Genomic DNA, 23,434 nt, shown 5'->3' with positions numbered 1-23,434 from the left:
AGAGGGAAAACCGATTGTCGATGAAGGAATGTCGACATGCGCTAACCAACACGCCCGAAAGTAAGGCTGCAAGGATGCAGAAACGAACCGAATTAAAACGACAGTTGTTGATCGCCGGTTGCGCCGGGGTGATGATCACCTTCACGGGCTGCCGCAGCGCGATGCCCAAGTGGAACATGTTCAGTTGGCGCAGCGCACCATCGGCAGAAACACTCGCCGGCAACGGTCCCACGATCACCTATCCCGCCCCTCCCGGTGAAGCGGCCACTCCCGAGGCGATCGCATCGGTCGCGGCCGGAACCAGCGGATCGCCAACTCCTGATGCCGTCGTCGCCGCGCGGCAATCTCCCAATGCTCCGGTGACCGGTTTCGATGCGACCGTCGCCGCTGCCAATCGATCCACCCCGTCGACCAATCTGGCAGCCGCCCAGGCCAACGGGTTCAACGTCACGTCAGCCGCTCCGGCCTCAGCCACCCCGGGCAAAACGGTTGCCGCCAACAATTCATCGGTCCCCTCCATTCCGGCCGGATACCAGTTCGGAAGCAAGCCGTCCGGGCAAACGTCCGCGGCACCATCCCAGGGCGGTCTGGCCAGTCGCTACGCGATGCCGTCGTCCTACCCGGCCCCCGGAGCGTCCACCAGCATGCCGACCAGTGCGCCGACCGGCGCCGGACCATCGGTGCCGAGCACCGCGACCGCAGGCCTGGGAACCTCTTCGGGCTACACCTTTCCCAGCGGCGCGACGCCGACCGGAACTCAGACAGCCGCCGCCTCGGCAGCCAGCGGCTTTGGTCTTCCGTCGACCGGGGCTCCCGAGTCAACGCCGACGGCAAGTGGGAACGCGGCGAGTGGATTCGCGCTGCCCGATTCGATGCTGAAGACAGCCCAAACAGCTTCCGGCACGAGCTCGGCCGGCTCTGCACCGACCAACCCCCAGCCCTTCATGCCCAAAACGACGCCGGCGGCCAGCCCGGCCGCCTCGTCGATCGCAGGCCCCGCCGCATCGCCCGGGTTCAAGCTGCCGGGCGACGCCGCTGCAGCGACCTCCGCGTCGACCGTCTCCACGGGCGCTTCGACACCTTCATTCTCCACCGCCAGCGCGTCGTTGACGCCGCGTTCCGGCGAGACACCCACGACGAACTTTGGCAGCGGATACACCCCCGGCAGCACCGCCGGATCCGGCTCTTACCCGACGACCAGCGGCTATCCCAGCACGGGAACCGAGGGCAGCTTTTACCGGTAGAACAGACCGATGCATTTGATGATCTACATCGCCGCTCTATCGGCAGCCTCGCTGTCGGCGGCCAATTTCTCGGCGACGGGAATCCTGCCACCCACTCGGCACGATTCCAACACGACCGAAGCCGAAGTAGATCTCGTCGAACTGAACCACTTTCTAGACGACCATGGCCGAGAAGTTTTTCGCCAGGTCGTCTTTTTTGATTGGTCCCGAAAGAACCGCCAGTTCGAAGTCCGGGCGTGGCGGTTGGTCAAACACCCGTCGCAATTGCCACGCCAGGTCGATCAGTCGGCGACCTATCTGATCCGCTGGCAGGACAAATCGATCACGCGCCAAGTGCGCGCCAAATCAATGCGTGAGACGTGGAGTCAAGAAGACCCCGAGCGCGTCAACCGCGCCCTCTTGCCGGAAAACCAGCGCCGCCCGCTTTGGCCGACGAAATAAGTCCGGTCTGTTGATTTAATCAGCCGTATGACGCGAGCCCAATGCCACCTCCTTGATGAGCCGACGGCGCCAGCCGCGGGCCTTGGATTGCCCTTCGAGACTTGTAAGGCCCGAGGCTAGCGTCTGCGGCTCCGTCAATGATCGAATGTAAGGCCCGAGGCTAGCGTCTGCGGCTCAGTCTATGATCGAACGTAAAGCCCGAGGCTAGCGCCGACGGCTCAGTCGATGATCGAGAGGGTGCCGGTGCATTTTCTTGGTATCGGAGGCCCGTACGCTCGCGCGAAACGGCTGATCCCACGTTGGAATCGGAATAAATCAACAGGCCGTCAAGAGTTTCGTTCGGTAGCGGTAGCGTGCGGAGCCGAAAGTCTTGGCGACTTCCGCTACTGCACGTCCGCGGTCGTCCATGCGCCGTCGATCCGCCGCGGGGTTTGACCGGTCGGGTTCTTGTCGGCCAACAAGGCCGGCAAACGCTGGGCGCGGACGTTGTCATAACTGGTCAACTTTGCAAATCGCATCAGCGCCCCGGGGACACCGACGGCGGTGAAACCGGGGTGTCCGGTCGCCGGGTACGGTCCGCCGTGGTTCATCGCCGCAGAAACCGCGACCCCGGTCGGCATCTTGTCGTTGAGCACCCGTCCCACTTTCGGCGTCAACTCGAACGCCACTTGCTCGTACGCCGCATCGTCGCTGCCGGCCGGATCGCTGTAGATGCAACCGGTCAAGTTGCCTTCCAGGCTGGCGATCACGTTTGATAGCTGCTGCAAATCTTCGACGACGACCACCAGCGAGGCGTTACCGAACGCTTCGGTTTGGAAACCTTCGGGGTCGGCCAGGAACTGTTTGCCCGTTGCCGTCATCAAGGTGTTGGCCAACGCACAGCGGCCCGCTTCGACGTCACCGCCGCCGACCAGCAACTCGGCACCGAAACCACACAACGTCTCGATACTCTCTTTCAAGCTTCCGGCAACGGCGGGCGACAGCAGGGTCCCGGCGGGGGAACCGGCAAAACGTTCCTTGACGGCGGCGATAAATTTATCGGTGTCAGCGCCGGCGACCGCCAGGACGACACCGGGGTTGGTGCAAAACTGGCCGCTGCCCATCAAGGCACTGCCGCAGAACTCGTCGACGATCTCGTCCCCTCGCGCGGCCAACGCTCCCGGCAACAGCACGACCGGGTTGACGCTGGAAAGTTCCAGATAGATCGGCTTGCCGGCGGCGTCGGCGGCGGCCTTGAGTTTCAATCCGGCCGATCGGCTGCCGGTGTACCCGGTCGCGCCGACCCGTGGATCGGCGACCAAACGCTCGCCGTCGGCATGTCCGGTTCGATAGATCAATTGAACGATCCCGCTGGGCATCCCGGACTCCTTGGCGGCTTCCAAGGCGAGTTCGGCAAACAACCGCGTCGTCTCGGGATGGGAGCTGTTGGCTTTGCCGATCACGGGGTTGCCGGCTGCGATCGCGGCGGCAAAGTCGCCGCCGGAGACCGAACCGAAGGCGAAGGGAAAGTTGTTGGGTCCGAACACGCAAACCGGGCCGAGCGGTTCGTAGCAAGAACGGATTCCGGCGGCAGTGTCGATCGTAGCGAGCGCCCAATCACCGCTGCGGCAGGATTCGGCCGCGGCGCGGAGCTGGCCGCTGGTCCGCGGCAACTCTCCATCGGCAAGCCGCGGCGATTTGGCTAGCCCGGTTTCCGCGTGGGCCGCTTCGACCAATGCGTCTTTGGCCGCGTCGATCTTGTCGGCATACAAGTCCAAGAACGCCGCAATGTCCGACGCGGGAAGCTTTCGCATCTCGCGCGCCGCCCCGGCGGCGGCCTCGAGTGCGGCGTCGCAGTCGGCCCAGGAGCTGATCGGAAACTCGGCGGGCAGTTTTTCGTTGGTGTTCGGGTTGGTGGCTTGGAACGTGCTAACCGAATCGGCGTCACGCCACGATCCGGCGATCAAGACTTTTACGACCATGATGTTGTTGTTGTTAGCTGGGTTGATGTTGAGAGTTGGAAAGTGTGTCTGGACGTCAGTGGCTCTCGCGCTTGCGCTTCGAGCATTCAATGATTGAGAAGTGGCCAGTGGCTCCTTGTACGACGTTCTTTTTAGGTCGTCGCACCGAGTCGCACCGACGACGGCCCGGAAGGGCCATCGTACCCCGAAGAAGCCTGTCCCACCGTTCTTTACCCTTGGATGATCGGATTGCTGAGCGTACCGACGCCGTCGATGGTGATGTTGACGATGTCGCCGGGAAGCAAGGTGAAATCACTGGTCGGGACGATGCCGGTGCCGGTCATCAGAAACGCACCGCCAGGAAACGAATTGTCTTTGGCCAACCAGCCGACCAGGTTTTCAAAGCTCCGTGCCATCTGGCCGCCGTCGGTCTGTTGATCAAAGACCGTCTGGCCGTCGCGAACAATTTTCAGATCCACTCCGATCGAAGCGGCAGCGGGCAAGCTATCGAACAAGCTGACCCACGGCCCCAAACCCGCACACTGGTCGTAGCACTTCGCCTGGGGCAGGTAGAGCGGATTTTCGCCTTCGATGTCGCGCGAGCTCATGTCATTGCCGACGGTCAAACCGACGATCCGCATTTGGGGGCTGAGCACCAGCGTGATTTCCGGTTCGGGCACGTTCCAGGTGGCATCGGTTCGAATCCGCAGCGGTTGTCCCTGGCCGGCGACGCGATGCGGCGTCGCTTTGAAAAACAACTCGGGGCGATCGGCGTTGTAGACTCGGTCGTAGCACGATGCGGCGGCTTCGGACTCCTCCATCCGCGCCGTCTGAGAGCGTTTGTAGGTGACGCCCGCCGCCCAGACCTCTTGATCGTCGATCGGCGGCAACCAGCGGACCGAATCGTCGATGGTGATTGCCGGTTCGGTTTGCAGCGACTGGGCCGCGACGATCGGCGTTGCGTGAGCGATCAGATCGGCCAGCGTGGCCAATTCATCGGTCATCACCAGCGGAAATAATTCGTTTTCGCGGACCACTCCGACGCGGATCCTGTCGGACGCATCAAGGAATTTTGCTACTTTCATATGTCAAACCTTTTTTAATGAATGGTCCCAACGGATGGTAGACACCGTGAACGCCCCCCCAACTAACCGTCCGACCAACCGCACGACGATCCAGGCGAGTTTGCGTCGGCAATTGGCCGTTGTCTTCGCAGCGGTTGCAACGTCGATCTCGCTGACGTTTTCCGGTTGCAGTTGCAGCCGCGACGCTGCCGACAACGGAAACGGTACCACGCCGCCGCTCCGCAGTGAATCGGAGGCGAACCTGGTAAAGATCACCCAGGCGCTCGCGGCGACCGAGAACATGGAACCCGATCAGGCCGAACAGCTGTGGGCGGAACTTCGAACTCAGTTCGCCCAGGACCCCTCGGTGGCACTCAACCGCGCGCTCAATGCCGTGCTGGCGGTCGACATGCTGACCGCCGCCGCGACCGATTCGGTAAAGACCAGCGAGGAAAAATCCGCCGCCCGTGCACTGCTACCCGACGCCATCGAAGCGGCACGAAAGGCGATCGACCAGTACCAGGAAAACTCCGGCGATGCAGTCACCAAACTGTGGCTGGATAGCCGCATCGATGCCCACGAAGCCACGCTGCTGGGCGCAACGCTTAGCAAGTCGCTGCGCCGCGACCTGTTCACGCGGCTGACGCAAGCGATCGACGGACCGATGGGAGAGGATCCGCGCGCCGTCATCTTGGGCGGCCCGCTGATCGAGCTGTTGGAGAAAATGTCTGACCCCATCGATGGGCTGCCCGACGCGGTGTTGAAACCTGCCGCCAAGTCGCTGCAACGACTTTCCGATCAAAACGAAGACAACCTGTTCCTGGCGCTGCGGGCGCTGCGGTTGGCGATCGACGATCAAGACGCCGCGGCGGCCGAACTGGCGGATCGCACGTGGCGCTTGGCCAAAGCGGTCGAGCCGACGTTGGCCGCGTACACCAAACCGATCGGGCTGTCGCCAGAGGATCTGGTGGATCGGATTCGTGATGCGGTCGGCGCCGGAGACTGGGCCAAGGCTGATCAGTCGTCGGTGTTGTGGTCCAACGTCTTGAACCCGCTGGAAATCGTGCGGACCGACCGACGCCGCACGTCACCGCACCCGCTGGACCGATTGAACTTTGACACCGTCCGCGAACTGAGCAGCGAAATCGCGACCGCCAAGCCGATCACCGGCGACACCTCGGGAATCTCGTTCGCCTTCGAAACGATCACTGACGGGGCGATGGTCTTGCCGTTGGATGCCGATCTGGACCTACGGATCGATCTGGCCACCGTCTCCTCCGACGGACAACTGCAACTGTTTCTGCGTCAAGACGACACCTGGGAATCGGTCGCGGACCTCAAGCTGGACGCGGTACCGAGCGGGCTGGCAGCCGCCGATCTATTCATGGTCGACAGCAGCGATTCGGACCGTATCAAACGCAGCCAGCCGGCCGACCAGGACGACGATGCGGAAGAGGGCACGGCACGGGACGAGGTCTCGCCAAAACGGCACGACACTTTGCCAACGCTGATCGCGTACGGACCGCAGGGCGTGCAATTGGTTCAAGTCGACATGCGCAACGAAACCCCGCGCGCCGAGCGTTTGACGTCGGTCGAAAAAGCGACGGGCCTGGAAGAACTGCCGGCGATCGCGGCGGTGACGATGGGAGACCTGGAAGGCGACGGCGATTTGGATCTGATCCTCGCCCCCGTCGATGGCCAAATCCGTGTGATGATCAACCGTGGCAACCGCACGTTCTTTGAGGCTGCGATCGGGACCAGCACGGTGGACGACGATGACCCGATCGCCGACTTGACGATCGCCGACCTGGATCGCGACATCGACCTGGATGTGCTGGCGATTCACGAGTCCGGACGCGTCAGCATGCTGGAGAACCTGCTGCACCTGCAGTTCCGCTTCCGCAACCTGGACGCCGTCCCGCCGCTGCCGGTCGCGGCCGATGATCCGTCGTTGAGCATTGCGGTCGAAGACGTCGACGCCAATGTCGGCTGGGACGTCGTCGCGACGAGCAGCAAACAGTCGTCGATCGCCTTCGGAAACTCGTCCGACATCGGCGTCTGGACGGTTGACCGTGTCGAAACCGGACCGGGGTTCCAGTCGCGGCCCGCGCTGAGCGACTTTGACAACGATTCCTATCTGGAACTGATCGGGACCGGTCAAACACTGAAACTTGGCCCCTGGGGCATCAACGTGATGGACCCGGCAGCCGAACTGCCTGAGGGTCTGATCGACGCGAAAGCGGTCGACGTTGACAGCGATGGACGGATCGACCTCGTTTCGCTGGGTGCCGATGGCGTCGGCGTCGGGATCAATCAGTCCACCGGCGACGCCCATCAACTCTCGGTCCGCTTCAAAGGCATCGCCGACAACGCGGCGGCCAGCGGACGCGTGAACCACTATGCGATCGGATCCGTTCTGGAGTTGCGTTTCGGACCGCATTATCGCAGCCGCATCGTCCGCGGCCCCGCGACGCACTTCGGCATGGACGGGATCGATTCAGCCGACTCGATCCGTGTCATTATGCCCAACGGTTTAACACAAACGATTCGCGACCCCGAAGTCGATTCGATCATCGAAGAAGAACAAACGCTCAAGGGTTCGTGTCCGTATCTGTACAGCTGGGACGGACAGCGGTTTGCATTCGTCACCGATTGTTTGTGGGCCGCACCGCTGGGGCTGCAGGTCGCCGCCGGCGTGGTCCAGGCCGATCGACCCTGGGAGTACCTGAAGATCGACGGCGATCATGTCCGGCAAAACAAAGACGGCCAGTATGAGCTTCGATTGACCGAGGAATTGTGGGAGGTCGCTTATGTCGACAAGATTGCACTGACGGCGGTCGACCATCCCGCCGATGTCGCGGTCTATTCGAACGAAAAGGTCGGGCCGCCGAGTGTCGCGACGCCGACGATTTTTGCCTTCGACGAAAACGAATTGCATCCGGTCGCCGCCGCCGTCGACACCCAGGCCCGCGACGTGACCGAGTTGCTGACGAAGGCCGACGAACACTACGTTCAAGGGTTTGATCGGCGGATCCGCCAGGGATTATGCCCGCCGCACTGGATCGATTTGGATTTCGGTCAAGCCGTCAAGCAATCGCTGGCCGACCACGATGACGCGTCGATTCACCTGGTGCTACGCGGTTGGATCCTGCCGACCGACACGTCGCTGAACATTCAAATCGACCAGAACCCCGAATTGCCATCGATCGAGTTCCCGTCGGTTTGGGTTCCCGATGCGTCGGCCGAGTCCGGCTGGCAACTAGTGATCCCATTCATGGGCTTCCCCGGCGGTAAGACAAAAACCATCGTCGTCGATGTTTCCGAACACATCCGGCACGACGATCCGCGGATTCGCGTGCGGACGAGCGCGCAAATTTATTGGGACGCCGCGTCGCTGGCGATCCAATCCGCTCCGGCATCCAGTGTCACCCAAGCCGTCGAATTGATCGATGCCGAAGTCGCCTTTCATGGTTTTTCCGAACGCATCAAAGCGGATCACACGCGTCCGGAAACCTACGACTACAGCCAAGCCGACGCCCAGCCGAAATGGCCGCCGCTACGGGGTTCGGTCTCACGCTACGGTGACTGCACCGAGCAGTTGCGACAATGGGACGACTCGATGGTGGTGATCAGCGGCGGCGACGAAATTCGCATGCGGTTTGCCCCGCCGGAGCAGGACGTGCCCGAGGGCTGGAAACGCGACTTTATTCTGCACTGTGTCGGCTGGGACAAAGACGCGGACCTGAATACCCTGACCGGCCAATCGATCGGACCGCTGCCGATTCGCGACATGCGAGGCTATCCCCCGACGGCCCAATCGGCCGAACAATTTGAAGCGGTGGAGCAAAAGAACGCGGATTCACTGCGACGACGCCAATCGTTTCGAGCGTTCTGGAATCGCGGACAACGCCTTGAGAAACCGTTCTTGAGTACCGTCAACGACTCGGTGATTGCGTGGTAGACTCCGGCGACGTTTTTTCTCGACGATCCCGTATCATTCCTCTTTGCATGACCAACCTGCCGAACGACCCCGCCGACGACCAGGAGCGCGGCGCCGCGAAAAACGTGGGGATGCAATCCGCGTTTCGAAGCCTGCTGCTATTCATCATCGTGATGATGCTGCCCGTCATCGGGTTGCTGGTGTTTCTGAATGTGCGCAAGAAAAACCAGGAGGCGGCAGAGAATCAGCCGGATGCGGTGCAAGCCGAACAGGTGGAACCGCTCGCGCCAGCGTCAGTCCCGGTGGTGGGTCGGGGCCAAGAGACAGAGGGCCAAGAGACAGAGGGCCAAGACAGATCGGACGCGGAAGAATGAAAACCCACGGATGGCAAGGCGTCCCCACGGACGTCATCCGGACTGGAATCCGTGGGTATGCTTTGCCATCCGTGGGACTCGTTTAAACATCGCTCCCTTCGCAGGGAGGTGGATCCCCGTTGTTCCCCACGCTCTGGCGAACGTAGCTACAGCTTTAGCCCCCAAGTGGCCATGTCGTCGGTCAGCGAGTGGTTGGTCATGTCGAACTGCAAACTGGTCAGCGTCACGTTGCCTTTGCGTAGTTCGGTGATGTCGGTTTGTTCCCGCGGGGGCTCGTTGGGTTCTTCCCACAGTGCCCAGTAGTAATCGCGTCCACCGGGGTCTTGGCGTTTCTCGTAACGATTTCCGTATTGGGCCAATCCCATCGGCACGATCTGCAGTTCGGCCGGGGACTGTGTGGCGGCGGTGGGGATGTTCAGGTTGAACAGTTTGCCTTTGGAGGAAGGGTGTTTTGCGATCCCGCCGATAATTTTCTTGGCGATCACGGCGGCGGACTGGAAGTCGGCGTCCGGGTCGTATTCCAGCGAGACGGCGACGCTTGTGGTTCCGAAAAACGCGCCTTCGATGGCGGCGGCGACGGTGCCGCTGTACAGCACGTTGATCCCGGCGTTCAGGCCGTTGTTGATGCCGCTGACGACCAGATCGACCGGGTTGTCGCGCAACAATTCGGCGATCGCCAATTTGACACAATCGGCCGGGCTGCCCTCGACCGCCCAGGCCCAGTGACGTCCGTCACGATGAATCGACTTGCCGACCAGAGGGGTCAAAAACGTGATCGAGTGACTGACGCCCGATTGTTCGGTCGCCGGCGCGATCACGATCACCTCCCCGAGATGGCGGAGTTGTTGTTCCAGTGCGGCCAGTCCGGGCGCGAACACACCGTCGTCGTTGGTCAAAAGGATTCGCATGGGAATAATCGAGGTGACATCGTGGCAAAAAAAACAAAGACGCTCGGTCGATCCATCGGCGATACCGACCGATGGTCCGTTGCGGTGTTCTGCCGTCGAAACGGGGGGGCGGCAACCGCAGAACACGCCGAAAGGGCGCCGACGCTCGGTCGATCCGATGGTCTTCTGGGACATCGCCGCGAAACGATAAACACGGTGTCGGCGGTTTAGCCCCTTGGGAATTACCGGTGCATTTTCTACACTCCCGGTTTGGCATTGGCGACTACGGCACTCGCGACAATGTCGATGCGGCCTGGCGGCGGCGGCCGAATCGGCTGCTGCGGAATCCTGTTCGGTCGCCCGGTGCCCCCCTGGCCTCCTGACGCCCCCTACGCCCTGCCACCTCGGCATCCCTTTAATCCATTCACACCTGCATGAGTGTTTCCAGCGCCCACTCGACGGGCAACTCCACCGCTTCAAGCCTTTCCGAGGCCGGGGCTTCGGCACTGACCGACCAACGGATCGTGGTCCTGGATTTCGGTTCGCAGTACGCCCAGTTGATCGCCCGACGCGTTCGCGAGCAGAACGTGTACTGCCAGATCCTGCGGCACGACCTTGCCGCCGAACGGATCGCCGAACTGGCCCCCAAAGGCATCATCCTGTCCGGCGGCCCGTCCAGCGTGTACGAAGACGGCGCGCCACGCTGTGACCCGGAACTGTTCAAGCTGGGGATTCCGGTGCTGGGCATTTGCTACGGATTGCAGGTTGCCTGTGAAGCGTTCGGCGGCAAGGTCACCAACACCTCGCGCCGCGAGTACGGCCACGCGATGTGTGAAATCGTCCAGTCGGGCACGCTGTTCGATGATCTGCCGGGCGAGATCGATGTCTGGATGAGCCACGGCGATCAGATTTCGGCGATCAGCGAGCAATTCGAACCGCTGGCCCGCACCAGCACCTGTCCGTTTGCGGCGATCCGGCACAAGGAGTTGCCGGTTTACGGGATGCAGTTCCACCCCGAAGTCACGCACACGCCTCAGGGCGGCAAGGTGCTGGAAAACTTCGTGCGGCGGATTTGCGGCTGCGAACCGAATTGGCAGCTGAGCGATTTTGCCGACGCGACGGTCCGCCAGATTCGCCAACTGGTCGGCGACCGACGCGTGATCTGTGGGCTCAGCGGCGGCGTGGACTCCTCCGTCGTCGCGGCGTTGTTGTACAAAGCGATCGGGCCCCAGTTGACGTGCATCTTGATCGACAACGGGCTGCTTCGCAAAAACGAACAAACGCTGGTGATCGACGAATTCACCAACCACTTCAAAACCGACCTGCACGTCGTCGACGCCGAAGACCGCTTCCTGGCTTCCCTGGCCGGGATCGTCGAGCCGCAAGAAAAACGTCGGCGGATCGGCCACGATTTTATCGAGTGCTTCAAAAAGGAAGCCGAATCGATCGAGAACGCGCACTTCTTGGCTCAAGGCACGCTGTACCCCGATGTGATCGAAAGCGGTGCCGATCCCGACGGACCGGCCGCGACGATCAAATTGCATCACAACGTCGGGGGGCTGCCGGAAGAACTGGGCTTTGAACTGATCGAACCGCTGCGTGACCTGTTCAAGGACGAAGTGCGTCGGTTGGGTCTGGAACTGGGGCTGCCGGAAAAACTGGTTTGGCGCCACCCGTTCCCCGGCCCCGGGTTGGCCGTCCGATGCTTGGGCGAAGTCACCCGCGACAAACTGATCGTGCTGCGTGCCGCCGATGCGATCGTGATCGAAGAGATCGAAGCCGCCGGGCTGTACCGCGAGACCAGCCAAACGTTCGCGGTCTTGTTGCCCGTCCAAAGCGTCGGTGTCATGGGCGATGCACGCACCTACGACAACGCGATCGCCGTTCGCAGCGTCAACACCGACGACTTCATGACGGCCGACTGGAGCCGGCTGCCGTACGAATTGCTGGCACGCATCAGCACGCGAATCATCAACGAAGTCCAGGGCGTCAATCGAGTCTGCTATGACATCAGCAGCAAACCGCCCGCAACGATCGAATGGGAATAGGATAGGAACCACACAGGCATGGGAAGGCAATACATCTACCAGGTCGAAGACTTGACGAAAAAGCACGGTCAAAAGACGGTGCTCAATGAAGTCAATCTGGCGTTCTACCCCGGTGCAAAGATCGGCGTGCTCGGCCCCAACGGTGCCGGAAAGTCGACGCTGTTGCGGATCATGGCCGGCCAGGACACGGACTTTGACGGCAGCGCCAAGCTGACCAAAGGCTTCACCGTCGGCTACCTGGAACAGGAACCGCCCTTGGACGAATCCAAGACGGTGTTCGAAAACGTCCAAACCGCCGTCGCCGAGCGACGCGCGATCGTCGACCGCTTCAACGAGATCAGCATGCTGCTCGGCGACGTCACCGACGACGACGAAATGCAAAAACTGTGCGACGAAATGGCGTCGCTGCAGGACACGATCGACACCTACAACCTGTGGGAACTGGATCGCCAAGTCGAAATGTCGATGGCGGTGATGAACCTGCCGCCCGGCGACGCCAGCGTGACCAAGTTGTCCGGCGGCGAACGCCGACGCGTCGCCCTGTGCCAACTGCTGATCCGCCAGCCCGATCTGTTGCTGCTGGACGAACCGACCAACCACCTGGATGCCGAATCGGTGTCCTGGCTGGAACAACACCTGGCCAAGTACCCCGGAACCGTCGTTGCCGTGACGCACGACCGCTACTTCCTGGACAACGTGGCCCAGTGGATCTTGGAAATCGACCGCGGCCGCGGCATCCCATTCGAAGGCAACTACACCGCTTGGCTGGAAGCACGCCAAAAGCGGATGCAGTTGGAACAACGCCAAGCCAAGGCGCGCGAGCGAACACTGGCCCACGAATTGGAATGGATCCGGATGAGCCCCAAGGCGCGGCAAGCCAAGAGCAAGGCGCGGATCAAGGCGTACGAGGAACTGGCGGCCGAGAAGTTCGAAGATCGGCCCGACGAGCTGGAGATCCAGATTCCGTCCAATCGTCATTTGGGCGAACTGGTGATCGAAGGCAAGAACATTCACAAGGCCTTCGGCGACAAAGTCCTGATCGACGACCTGTCGTTCCGCTTGCCCGCCGGGGGGATCGTCGGCGTGATCGGACCCAACGGGGCCGGAAAGACGACGCTGTTCAAGATGCTGACCGGACAGGAACCGGCCGACCAGGGTGAATTCCGTGTCGGCGAGACCGTCGATCTGGGCTACGTCGACCAGAGCCGCGATTCGCTGGACGACAACCACACCGTGTTTGAAGAGATCAGCGGCGGAACGGACACGATCGTCCTGGGCGGCCGCAACGTCAACGCGCGGGCCTACGTCTCGCGGTTTAATTTCAAAGGCCCCGACCAGGAAAAGAAGGTCGGCAACCTGTCCGGCGGTGAACGCAACCGAGTCCACTTGGCAAAACTGTTGCGTCGCGGATGCAACGTGCTGCTGCTGGACGAACCGACCAACGACTTGGACGTCGACACTCTGCGTGCCCTGGAGGAAGCGATCATCCACTTCCCGGGCTGTGTCGTGGTGACTTCGCACGACCGCTGGTTCCTTGATCGGCTCGCAACGCATATCCTGGCGTTCGAAGGCGACGGCAAAGTGATGTGGTGCGAAGGCAACTTTGAAGTCTACGAGCGTGGATTGCGAGAACGGATGGGCGAAGATCCCAACGAAATCAAGCAGGCTCGTTACAAGAGCATCCACGCCGGTTAATGTGGATCGCGCAGCACTCGACGCGATCAGCCTGTCAATCACGCCGCCCCCTGCGGCGGTTCAGTTTTTTCTCTAACCCTACCCAGCTATGACTATTCTTCGGATCGGAACCAACGAACAGTACTCGAACAATTGGGACGACGTTTTTGGCGGCAAGAAAAAGAAGGCGACCAAGAAAAAGGCTGCCAAGAAAGCTGCCAAAAAGAAGGCTGCAGCCGATAGCGTGACGGTCAAAAAGTCGACCAAGAAAAAGGCCGCTCAGAAAGCGGCCAAGAAGGTCGCCGCCAAGACGGTGACTGCTAAAAAGACCGCCAAGAAGAGCGTCAAAAAGAAAAAGACGGCCAAAAAGTAATGCCGGCGGCGGCCGGTTTCCGTCGAAAGACTGGCCGCGGTTGGATACCCATGATTCGGTGAGTCGCCCTACGTTTTTCTGTCCCGCCCCATGTCCAATCTTCCTCCACCGGAGTCGATCAGCGATTCGCTCAAGCGGTTGGCGGGGTACCTGAATTTCTCCAGCGGCAGCAGCGATCCAGCGATCGCTGCGCTGTGGAACGAAGCGTATTACCACGCCAGCCAAGGCAATCCTTTGACGGGAACGCCGGCATGGTTGGTCCTGAACAACTGGATCGAACAGACGCTCGTCTCGATGGCCGAGTCGACATCGGCGTTTGCCGAGATCACCCAGGCCCGCGACGTCTCCAGGCTGTTGCTCAGCGAATTGCTGCCGGCCTACATGGACTACCATCGCGACCTGCTGTTCCACCAGGAACCCGAAGTCCTGTTCAACGGGTTCTTTCTGGCCCGGGCCGCCGAATCGCTGCTGCGACTTTACAGCGAACAGCCCCCCGGCGGCGATGATTCCTCGACGGCCGGCTTGGTCCAACAAGCCATCTTGGAATTGAACGACTTCGTCGGCTACCGCCCCGTCGCGGTGCTGGAGAACCGACGCTGCCAGCCCTATCCGAACGAGTTCGTTCGCCCGATCCCGTTGTACGTCCGCGGCGCCGGCGTGTCGGCCGGACCATATTTCGACCTGATCACGCAAACGATTTCGATTCTGCACGACACCGATCCCGATGTTCTGCGCAGTGCTTCGTTTGAATTCGATCAACTGGCCGAACTGGCGCTCGATCCCCGCGCGTATGATTTCGATCATCCGGTCAATCGACGCCCCAATTACCACTTCGGTGGCTGGGACGAACGCAGCGTCAATGCCGAAGGCTACTACGAACGATTCGTGGTGCGACAGGTCACGCTCGATTCGCTGCTCTCTCGGGTGGCCGATCAAAGCCAGGTCGAAGCCGAAGGGGTGTCGCCCGAGGAGCTGATGACCGAAGCGGCGACCGTTCTGGCCGGCACGATTCTGATGGCCAGCGGGATCAGCGGTTGGGGACCGACGGCCTATTCCAGCGACGTCACGTTAAGCACGTTGATGAAGCCGATCGCGGAATACCGCGATGCGTTCTACCTGGATCGGCTTCACAAGTTGACCGGAGACCATCGCGAGCGGTTGGATGCTGAACAGCAAGTCCGGCGTCAGCCCTTTGGCGCCGCGCGCCAGAACTTGAACGCCGCCTTGGCCGAACGTCGTGCCGCACAAGTCCAACATGTGCAACTGGCGCGTCTGTATGCCCGCATGGGCTACCCCGACGCCGCCGGTCGTCAGATCGATGTGGTCCCGGCCGCGTCGGCGCGGATGATCTGCCGGATCGATTGCGAAACCACACTGGGACTGCGGGCGTTGCGGTTCGGCAAGCTGGACGAGGCCATGGAGGTGCCGCAGCGTGTCTACGACCTGATCAAACGGGCCATCCGCTGTGGTGCACTGGCCGACCCCTGGGATCTGATCGGATTCGCAGGCCAATTCAGTTTGCACCCCAGCCCGGAATGCAGCGTTCACGATTCACGCGCCGACGATCTGCTGTACTTGATCGACCAGTTGTTCAGCTACATGGCCAAGGTCTGGAGCGAAGCCGCGGCGCGAAACGATCCCCAAGCTTACAAAGCGATCAGTGCACTTTATCGCGAAGTCGCCGAGTGGTGGCGTCAGTTCGGCGCGCACACCGTCGAATCGCTCGAAGCGGCCGACCCGCTGGAATCCTACGATTCGGCTCGCTTGGTCGCCCAGGCCTTGCGGATCTGGCACGAAGGCGGTGCGGCGGCCGGGGATGTGAAATTCTGGGCGCCGCACGCAGAGTTTTTTGATTCCCCACGCGCTTACTCGCTGGTGATTTCGGCGCTGTTGGAACGCTACGATTTCCTGCCCGCGATGGCACTGCTGATCCATTGGCTGGGCAACGCCAGTGAGATCGGACTGCGCCAGGGCGGTAATTCGCTGCCGCGATTGGCCGAGCGCTGGCTGATGCGACTGCGTGGGCAATTCGATGAAGAATCCGCCGACGCGCCCCAGCACCCCGGATGCGAGCCGTCGCAGATTTGGCCGCTGGCGCGAAAATGCTTCGACTACCTGGAAGCCAACGCCGAAGACTTTTGGTCCGCACCCCGGTTCGAACTCGGTGACAACGCCAAACCGCCGCGCGACTGGGAACGCGAACTGGCCGGCGAAACCGGCGACGACGAAAGCGATCCGGAAGAAGGCGGATTGTATGACGCCGCCTACGACGGTGTTTCCTACCGCGACACCACCGATGACGGAGTCGATGGCGCGGTCTTTGAATACTCCGGCGACGGCAGCCGCGACGAGCTGGAAGCCGAATGGAAACGGCTGGTCGATCGGCTCGCGTTCCTGCAATCGCTGGCACGCATGTGGTCGGTCGCCGCCGACATCGTCATCACCGACGGGCAAGACCGGGACGCCGATCGGGTCAAAGACCAGCTTGTCGCCCTTCGCGGTTGGGCGCAGCGGGCCAAAGAAAACCGCATCGGCTTGCTGGAATTGCTCGACGCCGTCCGCGAGTACAAGATCACTCCCGGAGGCAGCGACAAGGAGTCGATGCGCGACTACGACCGCTCCCGCGTGCTCCGCGATTCGCTGATGGAGCGGATCATCGGGACGGCGGTGGAAATGTCCGACGCGAGGCGGTTGATCTGCGGCGCGATCATCGCCCACGTCGCCAACCACGCCTCGTTGCTCGCCGATTCACCGCAAAACGATGCGTCGACCGATCAGGTGGCCGGCGAAGAAGCGGGGCTGGACGAGATGTCCGCCGATGACGTGCAAGCGGTCAAGCTGTACGCCTCGTTGATCGCCGGCGATGTCGAATCGACTCGCAAGCTGTTCCCCGAATACGTCGACGCGATCAGCCGCGAAAACCTGCTGTACATCCCGATCTCACGCGGCGGCGACCCGGTCAAGATTTACCTGGCACGATTGCGGCAACGCGTGCTGCGTCACCTGATGCACTGGCTGCCACGGCGCGGGCTGGTCAGCGAAGCGTGCCGATTGATCGAAGTGTCGCGGTTGATGGAACAGCAAAACAGCGTCGGGATCGGCGCCGTCACCGAATTTGACAGCTTGTTCCGTGACGGATTCACCGCGCTGGTCGACGCACTGACCGCCGCGGTACGCCAAGACCGCGAGTTCGACGAATTGAACCGCGACGAAACCGCGATCGGCGAAGTCTTGATCCCGTTGGTCGAACGGCTGACCGAAACGATGCTCGGTTCCTGGCTGGCACACAGCCAGACCTTGCGGTTGTCGCCGCTGGAGACCGTCAACGACCGCCAAAGCTGGGATCGATTGGTCGAGTTCATTCGCCGCTACGGCGATCCGATCTTCACCCAGGTGTTCCTGCAACTGGGCAACGTCCGCGCCATCCTGCACCAAGGCGTCGCGGACTGGTTGCAACGCGTGATCGACGAAGACGACGCACAGATCGCTGACATGCAACTGTTCGAAGACTTGCGCAGCGGCAAACTGTCGATGAACCAGGCCAACCGCTGGATCACGCTGGTCTATGAAGCCCTGATCGATCATCACGCCGAATACCAGGATTACAACAGCACGACGACGCAAAGCGACCGCGGCGACCTGGTGTACATGTTCATGGACTTTTTGCGCCTGCGGGCCAGCTATGAACGCATCGCGTGGAACTTAAAACCGGTGATGTGGGCCCATGAAGTGCTGGTCGGAAATGGGCTGGAAAACGCCGCGATGATGTGGCGGCGCAGCTTAAGCGAACGGATCGGCGCCGAAGCGGACAAGTTCGTCACGCGGCTCCGCAAGATGCAAAAAAACTACTCGATGCGGATGCCCACCGTCGCCGACCGGATCCTGGAACGCTTTGTTCAACCGATGACGATCGCGCGGATGCGGGCGCTGGTCAAACCCGCGATGCGGGATGCCGAAGCCGGGCGGGAAAGCCCGCGATTCGTGCTGTTGGAAGAGGAAGCGGAGTTGTTGTCACGAACGCCCACCGGCGCCGGTCTGGATGTCCCGGCGTGGCTGGCGGCACTGGAAGAGGAAGTCGAGCAGCTGGCCAAACGCAGCGCCAGCAGCGAGATCGACCCCGAATCGTTGATGACGATCCCGATCGTCCCGTTAGACGTTGATGACCTGAACGCCCAGCTGGACGTCGCCCAATCCCAAGGCCGCCGCCTGCCACACATGCGGTCCAAAGAGTAACCGTCAAGAGCTCAATCGCAGCTCGCTCCACTCAAACGTAGCTACCTTCGCCAGAAGGTGGATCCCCGGCGTGTCTCAGTAGGTCCCTCAGAAGATCGTGGCAGAATGTTGGTCAAAAAATGAAGAGACCTGTCGGCTCGGAAATCAGCCCGCCCAGCACTGACATTTTTTGACCAACCCATTTTTTGACCCTATTCCCGCTCAACCGTGAACCCGTGCTGCCGCAAAGTCATCGCGGCGGCTGAGCAGCGAGGGGTGATGCTTCTTGCAACGCAGGACCCTGTCCACGCGTACAGACCGCCGTAGCGCGAGATGCGATCGGATTGCGAAGATCGCATTTCAATTTGGTTTGCGGATGATTAAGGTAAGGAGCGAAGCCGGCTCCAAGTTCGCCGGTGCCGCGTCCATGCAGGTCAACGGGCGCTCGCGGTCGCGTCACTCGCTTCGTTTTCCTAGGCATCGCTCCAGTGCTCATCAAGACACCTCAACGTCAGACCACGGTGACGGTCAGCCGGCGAATGCCTTGGTTCCTTGCATTGATCGCCGGTGTCTTTGTGGTGTCGACCGCGGCGGCCCACTTGGTCGTTGGAGCGGGGACGGCGTCGTTGATGGGATTCCGTCAGCTGATCGATGTGGACGCCGAAGGCAATTTGCCGACCTGGTTTTCATCGGCGCTGTTGCACTTTGCGGCACTCATCGCGTGGGCGATCGCATCGGCGGACTCGGCCGAGAATCGGCGCAGCTGGCAGGCGATCGCGTGCCTGTTGTTGCTAATGGGGATCGATGAAGTCGCGTCGGTGCACAATGCGCCCAGTCGAATCGTCGGCGAATTGTTCGGGACACGCAGCGGCATCATGATGAACGCCTGGGTCATCCCCGCAGGCATCCTGTGCCTGGCCGTCGCCATTTCCTTCCTGCGGTTTTTAGTGCGTCAGCCGAGGTGGTTGGCGAGCGGATTGATCCTCGCCTCCGGGCTGTTTGTCTTTGGCGCCCTCGTGCTGGAAATGGCCAGCACTTACGTCGAGTATGAAACGGCGGGTTTCGACTACGACGGGGACGAGCACTACTCGTTGACGTTTGAATTGATCGCGGTCGGCGAAGAGCTCTTTGAGTACGCCGGCGTCATCTTGACGATCGGACTGTTGCTACGACGTGGCCGTGAATTGAATGCGGAAATCGGCTTGGCGGTTTAGTGACGATCGACGGCGCGAAAGGGCCGACGTACAGGGGCAGGTGACCAAGCGTGCTATCGGCCGGTGCCAGCTACAGATGCGGCGGAATGTGCGGCCCGAGCTTGGGTTGGCTTTTGACCAGCCGCGCGCGTCCGAAGTGGACGTGGGACGTAAACACCGCATAGTTGTCCGCGTTTCGCATCCGTTTTTCGTGCGGGATGCTGAAGATCCGATCTCGGTAGCAGTGGTCGCGGATGTACAGAAAGGTTTCATCGTCGATGAAATGAAACAACTCATGCATCAAAATATGGGTGAACTTGTCCATCTTCGGCTTGCCCATCTTTTGACACAGGTAGATGTATGCCGGATCGGACCCCGGACCGCGGTCTTTGGTCTTGGCTTCGGTGCGTGGAACGTACGCGAAGTGGTTTTTCCCAAGCGGATCGATGGTGAAGATCGAGATGCCGACAGGGTTGGAGCCGGTCAGCGGGATCGGAGGGACCTGGAGCGCGGCATAGGCTCGCCGCAGCGTGGTCCGAATGGTGTCCAGTTTGCGAAGCGTCTGGGTGCTGGAAAGTTTGCTGAAATCGAAATACAGATCAGCCAGTTCGTAGTCGCGTTTGGAAGTGAACAAACCATCGCCCAGACGCACATAGTCGATCGCACCTTCGATCGTTCGGCGAGCCTTGAGCGACATTTGATTCAGATCGGGCATCGCAGCGGCAACCCTGGCCAACAGCGTGGCGTTTTGGGCCTTCATGCGATGTTTCGGAATCTCGTTCATCCGCTTGAGCGTCGGGCCGTGCGGGTCGACGCGGCCGTCGCTGCCGGTGCCTTGAAAACGCTGAAAGTCGAGAATCGCCTTGTTGGTCTTCGGCCCGATCCAACCGTCCTCCTCCAGCGCGACCACCGGGCCGCCGTCCTGCGGATCGATCAGATTGAGCAACCGTTGAATGGTGCGAACGTCGTCGCGATGGTTGCGACCGCCCTGTCCCACCGAGGCGCTGATTTTCCACGTCGAGACGCCTGATTCAAAACGATCCTCGACGCACGCGCGACCGGTATTGGCAAGAATCTTCATCGCTCAGCTCATGACGCCTGGTGGAAAGAAGTCAACACAACCGCGTTTGACCACAGTTGATCCACTACTGAACCGGCACTCAATTGTCTCGCACGGGGCGGAAAAACGCGAGCTTTTTTCTCGGTTGAGGACGGGACAGACGCCCAAATCGGTCACCACCGCGTTCAAGGCATGATGTTCTTTCGACGTCGTCGATGTCTCTCGCGCGACAGCCCGGAAGGGCGGTCGAACTGTGGCGCGACGGCCCGGAAGGGCCATCGTACAGGGCCATCGTACAGGGCCATCGTCCAGGGCCATCGTCCATCGGCGGTACCCGGTACTCCGGTCCCGCACGAAGATTTATATTGACCGTGCTCCCCGCCAAGATTTCAGCGTTCCGGCCCCAAGCATTGGAAACTTGAAACTTGAAACCTGAAACATCTAACCTTCTCCACTGAGGCACTCCCATGACTGACACCCCCGTCCACCTTGCCGTTGACTTGGGCGCCTCCAGCGGCCGCGTGATCGCCGGACGGATCGAGGACGGACGGTTGCAGCTTGAAGAGGTGCATCGTTTTGCCAACGACCCGGTGATGATTCAGGATTCGCTGCAGTGGAACGTGCACGGGTTGTGGGCCGAAATTCTGGAAGGGCTGCGGATCGCGAGTTCACGCTTTCGTGTCATCGCTTCGGTCGGCGTCGACACCTGGGGCGTCGACTATGTGTTGGTCGACGAAAACGACCAGATCGCGGCACCGATCCGTCACTACCGCGACGCACGCAACAACGGCATGCTCGAGCGTGCCTTTGAAATCTTGGGCGGCCCGGAGGAAGGGCGGCGGCGGATGTTCCAGGCGACCGGGTTGCAGTTCATGCAGATCAATTCGGTGTTCCAATTGCTTTCGGCCGTCACCCACAACGAACGGTCGCTGGAGATCGCCGACGGCTACCTGATGATGGGCGATTTCTTCCACTGGTTGCTCTCGGGAAAACGCAGCATCGAAGCGACCAACGCCTCGACCAGCCAGATGCTCGATCCCCGGACCGGCAAGTGGCAGATGGAGATGATCGGGGAGTTGGGGATTCCGACACAGTTATTCCGCCCGGTGACGTTGCCGGCGACCGTTCTGGGCAACGTCCAGCCCTCGGTCGCCGAAGCGACAGGGCTGAAGGACGTTCCGGTGGTCTTGCCGGCCACGCACGACACCGCATCGGCCGTGCTGTCGGTGCCGGTCGACTCGTTCGCCCCCGAGCAACCGGATTGGTGTTACATCAGTTCGGGCACGTGGTCGCTGATGGGATGCGAACTGGCCGCTCCCTGCGTCACCGACCTCTGCTCGGAATTGAACTTCACCAACGAAGGCGGCGTCGGCGGCAGCACACGATTACTGAAGAACATCGGCGGCTTGTGGATTTTCCAACAGCTTCGCAAATCGATGCAACGCCGCGGCAACGAGGTGACTTGGGAGTCGATGGTCAGCGAAGCCGAATCGGCGACGCCGTTCCAGTTGTTGATTGATCCGGACCACGCGGATTTCGCGGCACCGACCGACATGCTGGATGCCGTGGACGCCTTTGCGGAAAAGACGGGGCAGGGCAAGCCGCAATCCGACGGAGTCTATTACCGCGCCGCATTGGAAGGGCTGGCGCTGCGGTACCGCGTGTGCTTGGGAATGTTGGAGCAATTGGTCGACAGCGAGATCAAAACCATTCACATCGTCGGCGGCGGAACGATGAACGCCTTGCTGTGTCAGATGACCGCCGACGCATGCAACCGAACCGTGGTCACCGGACCGGTCGAGGCGACCGCGATCGGCAACATTGCGATGCAGATGGTCGGCACCGGGGTGATCGGCAGCGGTAATCCCCAGGACCAAGCGACGGCGGTCTTGCAGGCGCGGAAGTTGGTCCGTGAGAGTTTTGAGCTGAAGACCTACACGCCCCAGAACGCAGACCGCTGGGACGAACCCGCCGCTCGCTTCGTCGCTCTGGCGGATTAACCGCTGATCGATCAGCACCGTTAATTCGTGCTGGCGGTCCCGCGTCTTGGCACGTGCGGAAATCGGGTAAGAGAATTTGGGAGGTAAGAAAATGATGAGATGCACCATCCATTCGATTCGAGTAATTTTCCTACCCCCAAAATTTTCCTACCTCTCTACCCAGCCACCACGTCCTGTCGAGCCGGTGCGAATTGCAACATTCTGCACAGCACAGACTCCGCCTTTGGTGATACGGGGCGTGTGGCAGGAGCCACACCTGCAGTGCGTTCCAAGGCGGAGCCTTGGAACGAGGCTAGCCATGGATGGGGGAAGGACATGAGCTTGTCCCGCAAAGACACGATCCGCCGTGCGGTGGCGCAAGCGCGACGTGCCCAGGACGACAAGCAGCGGCTTAGCGGCCAAGTCACCGAGCGGATCACGTCGATGCGGCAGTACATTGATGCTCGCTGCGTGCTGTGGTACGTGCACGTGCGGGATGAAGTCCGAACGCAGGACGCCCTGCGCGGGATGCTGGTGGAAACCGAGCGGGAGGGAAAAAAGATCGTCGTGCCCTACTGTGTCGGCGACGAGTTGGCACTGTTCCATCTGCGTCGCTGGGAGGATTTATCGGCCGGGGCGTTCGGGATTTTGGAACCGTGTGCCGAGCGACGTGGGCAGGCGGATCGTGCGGTGTCGGTAGAGGAATTGGACTTGATCGTCGTCCCCGGCGTCGCCTTCGACGCCCTTGGGGGGCGGCTAGGGCATGGCCGAGGGTTTTATGACCGTCTGCTTGGCAGCGTCGCGGCGGAGACGGTGCTGGTCGGGGCGGCCTTTGAGTGTCAGATCGTTCCGGAAATGCCGCTGGATCGGCATGACGTCGCGATGGATTATGTGGCCACGCCACAGCGACTGATTTGCTGTCGCAGCGACTGAAATGCCGTCGCGGTGGTCCCCGGGTCCACGCTGGGGCCGAACATTGGTACCCTTTCGGGTCTGACAGTTCTT

At 61.2% G+C, this 23,434-nt stretch carries 15 protein-coding genes; 11 read left to right on the top strand and 4 right to left on the bottom strand.

The genetic code is table 11. From position 1 onward, the window contains the following. The first annotated feature begins 74 nt into the window (after positions 1-74). Both Mal15_RS05335 and Mal15_RS05330 read left to right on the top strand, forming a co-directional pair. Positions 75-1,244 carry a hypothetical protein gene (locus Mal15_RS05335; protein ID WP_147866816.1) on the top strand — a complete coding sequence of 390 codons (1,170 nt, stop codon included), beginning with the start codon at positions 75-77 and terminating at the stop codon, positions 1,242-1,244. A 9-nt stretch (positions 1,245-1,253) separates the two neighbouring features. Next, a complete protein-coding gene (locus Mal15_RS05330) occupies positions 1,254-1,685 on the top strand; it encodes a hypothetical protein (RefSeq protein WP_147866815.1) in 432 nt (143 codons plus the stop codon). A 383-nt stretch (positions 1,686-2,068) separates the two neighbouring features. Here Mal15_RS05330 and Mal15_RS05325 read toward each other — a convergent pair whose 3' ends face one another. Further along, positions 2,069-3,646 (bottom strand): aldehyde dehydrogenase (NADP(+)), encoded by a 1,578-nt coding sequence (locus Mal15_RS05325; protein WP_147866814.1) that lies wholly within the window; start codon positions 3,644-3,646, stop codon positions 2,069-2,071. Between the two features lie 209 nt (positions 3,647-3,855). Next, the gene (locus Mal15_RS05320; RefSeq protein ID WP_147866813.1) at positions 3,856-4,710 is read right to left on the bottom strand and encodes a fumarylacetoacetate hydrolase family protein; all 855 of its coding nucleotides are present in this window, start codon (positions 4,708-4,710) and stop codon (positions 3,856-3,858) included. Between the two features lie 46 nt (positions 4,711-4,756). Between Mal15_RS05320 and Mal15_RS05315 the strand changes: the two genes are divergently transcribed. Further along, the gene (locus Mal15_RS05315) at positions 4,757-8,650 is read left to right on the top strand and encodes a CRTAC1 family protein (protein WP_167546644.1); all 3,894 of its coding nucleotides are present in this window, start codon (positions 4,757-4,759) and stop codon (positions 8,648-8,650) included. A 47-nt stretch (positions 8,651-8,697) separates the two neighbouring features. Next, positions 8,698-9,003: a flagellar basal body-associated FliL family protein gene (locus tag Mal15_RS05310; RefSeq protein ID WP_147866811.1), complete on the top strand. Its 306-nt coding sequence runs from the start codon at positions 8,698-8,700 to the stop codon at positions 9,001-9,003. Positions 9,004-9,149: 146 nt separating this feature from the next. Here Mal15_RS05310 and surE read toward each other — a convergent pair whose 3' ends face one another. After that, positions 9,150-9,911 carry a 5'/3'-nucleotidase SurE gene (surE, locus tag Mal15_RS05305; protein WP_147866810.1) on the bottom strand — a complete coding sequence of 254 codons (762 nt, stop codon included), beginning with the start codon at positions 9,909-9,911 and terminating at the stop codon, positions 9,150-9,152. 413 nt (positions 9,912-10,324) lie between these two features. On the opposite strand from surE, the gene guaA reads away from it, so the two are divergent. From guaA to Mal15_RS05275, 5 genes are all read left to right on the top strand, one after another. Continuing rightward, a complete protein-coding gene (gene guaA, locus Mal15_RS05295; RefSeq protein WP_147866808.1) occupies positions 10,325-11,938 on the top strand; it encodes a glutamine-hydrolyzing GMP synthase in 1,614 nt (537 codons plus the stop codon). 18 nt (positions 11,939-11,956) lie between these two features. Beyond that, entirely contained in the window at positions 11,957-13,633 is a 1,677-nt protein-coding gene (ettA, locus tag Mal15_RS05290) for an energy-dependent translational throttle protein EttA (protein ID WP_147866807.1), read from the top strand. Between the two features lie 88 nt (positions 13,634-13,721). Continuing rightward, on the top strand, positions 13,722-13,985 hold the full coding sequence (locus Mal15_RS05285) for an RNA polymerase subunit sigma (protein ID WP_147866806.1): 264 nt from the start codon (positions 13,722-13,724) through the stop codon (positions 13,983-13,985). A gap of 90 nt (positions 13,986-14,075) precedes the next feature. Next, on the top strand, positions 14,076-18,218 hold the full coding sequence (locus Mal15_RS05280) for a hypothetical protein (RefSeq protein ID WP_147866805.1): 4,143 nt from the start codon (positions 14,076-14,078) through the stop codon (positions 18,216-18,218). A gap of 467 nt (positions 18,219-18,685) precedes the next feature. Then, the gene (locus tag Mal15_RS05275; protein ID WP_147866804.1) at positions 18,686-19,411 is read left to right on the top strand and encodes a hypothetical protein; all 726 of its coding nucleotides are present in this window, start codon (positions 18,686-18,688) and stop codon (positions 19,409-19,411) included. A gap of 70 nt (positions 19,412-19,481) precedes the next feature. On the opposite strand, the gene Mal15_RS05270 is transcribed toward Mal15_RS05275, so the two are convergent. Continuing rightward, positions 19,482-20,471, bottom strand: coding sequence for a peptidoglycan-binding domain-containing protein (locus Mal15_RS05270; protein WP_147866803.1), 990 nt, complete (start codon positions 20,469-20,471; stop codon positions 19,482-19,484). 446 nt (positions 20,472-20,917) lie between these two features. Here Mal15_RS05270 and Mal15_RS05265 point away from each other — a divergent pair, with 446 nt between their 5' ends. Further along, positions 20,918-22,450 carry a rhamnulokinase gene (locus tag Mal15_RS05265; RefSeq protein WP_147866802.1) on the top strand — a complete coding sequence of 511 codons (1,533 nt, stop codon included), beginning with the start codon at positions 20,918-20,920 and terminating at the stop codon, positions 22,448-22,450. A gap of 315 nt (positions 22,451-22,765) precedes the next feature. Continuing rightward, positions 22,766-23,362, top strand: coding sequence for a 5-formyltetrahydrofolate cyclo-ligase (locus tag Mal15_RS05260; RefSeq protein WP_147866801.1), 597 nt, complete (start codon positions 22,766-22,768; stop codon positions 23,360-23,362). Positions 23,363-23,434: the final 72 nt, after the last annotated feature.

This window comes from Stieleria maiorica, assembly GCF_008035925.1.
GTDB classification, from domain to species: domain Bacteria; phylum Planctomycetota; class Planctomycetia; order Pirellulales; family Pirellulaceae; genus Stieleria; species Stieleria maiorica.
The sequence above is the reverse complement of the archived record's forward strand: the minus strand, read 5'-3'. Positions and strand labels throughout refer to the sequence as shown.

Coding starts and splice junctions, on each gene's coding strand:
- Mal15_RS05260 (WP_147866801.1), top strand. CDS start 22,766: ATGAGCTTGTCCCGCAAAGACACGATCCGCCGTGCGGTGGCGCAAGCG.
- guaA (WP_147866808.1), top strand. CDS start 10,325: ATGAGTGTTTCCAGCGCCCACTCGACGGGCAACTCCACCGCTTCAAGC.
- Mal15_RS05330 (WP_147866815.1), top strand. CDS start 1,254: ATGCATTTGATGATCTACATCGCCGCTCTATCGGCAGCCTCGCTGTCG.
- Mal15_RS05285 (WP_147866806.1), top strand. CDS start 13,722: ATGACTATTCTTCGGATCGGAACCAACGAACAGTACTCGAACAATTGG.
- ettA (WP_147866807.1), top strand. CDS start 11,957: ATGGGAAGGCAATACATCTACCAGGTCGAAGACTTGACGAAAAAGCAC.
- Mal15_RS05325 (WP_147866814.1), bottom strand. CDS start 3,646: ATGGTCGTAAAAGTCTTGATCGCCGGATCGTGGCGTGACGCCGATTCG.
- surE (WP_147866810.1), bottom strand. CDS start 9,911: ATGCGAATCCTTTTGACCAACGACGACGGTGTGTTCGCGCCCGGACTG.
- Mal15_RS05310 (WP_147866811.1), top strand. CDS start 8,698: ATGACCAACCTGCCGAACGACCCCGCCGACGACCAGGAGCGCGGCGCC.
- Mal15_RS05335 (WP_147866816.1), top strand. CDS start 75: ATGCAGAAACGAACCGAATTAAAACGACAGTTGTTGATCGCCGGTTGC.
- Mal15_RS05265 (WP_147866802.1), top strand. CDS start 20,918: ATGACTGACACCCCCGTCCACCTTGCCGTTGACTTGGGCGCCTCCAGC.
- Mal15_RS05280 (WP_147866805.1), top strand. CDS start 14,076: ATGTCCAATCTTCCTCCACCGGAGTCGATCAGCGATTCGCTCAAGCGG.
- Mal15_RS05270 (WP_147866803.1), bottom strand. CDS start 20,471: ATGAAGATTCTTGCCAATACCGGTCGCGCGTGCGTCGAGGATCGTTTT.
- Mal15_RS05320 (WP_147866813.1), bottom strand. CDS start 4,710: ATGAAAGTAGCAAAATTCCTTGATGCGTCCGACAGGATCCGCGTCGGA.